This is a genomic window from Allobosea sp. 01N443 (assembly GCF_056399325.1).
In genome coordinates this window covers 1-425 of record NZ_JBFTRC010000443.1, presented here as the reverse complement: position 1 = coordinate 425, position 425 = coordinate 1, and the positions used below count along the sequence as shown (strand labels likewise).

The 425-nt window shown below is 65.2% G+C and carries 1 protein-coding gene; it reads left to right on the top strand.

What is annotated here, in order from left to right; translation table 11 throughout:
• Positions 1–425 (top strand): GTP-binding protein (locus tag AC1DRP_RS36900; protein ID WP_476771188.1); only part of this gene is annotated, 425 nt, incomplete at both ends.

The window sequence follows — 425 nt, the reverse complement described above, 5'->3', positions numbered from 1 at the left end:
CATCCTGCTGGCGCGCCAGGTCGGCGTTCCGGCGCTGGTGGTGTTCATGAACAAGGTCGACCTGGTCGACGACGCGGAGCTGCTCGAGCTGGTCGAGATGGAGATCCGCGAGCTTCTGTCGAAGTACGACTTCCCGGGCGACGAAATCCCGATCACCAAGGGTTCGGCCAAGGTCGCGCTGGACAATGGCGACAAGGCGATCGGCCATGACGCGGTCGTGGCGCTGATGAAGACGGTCGACGACTACATCCCGCAGCCGGCGCGTCCGCTGGACCTGCCGTTCCTGATGCCGGTCGAAGACGTGTTCTCGATCTCGGGCCGTGGCACGGTGGTGACCGGTCGCGTCGAGCGCGGCATCGTCAAGGTCGGCGAGGAAATCGAGATCGTCGGCCTGAAGGACACCGTGAAGACGACGGTGACCGGCG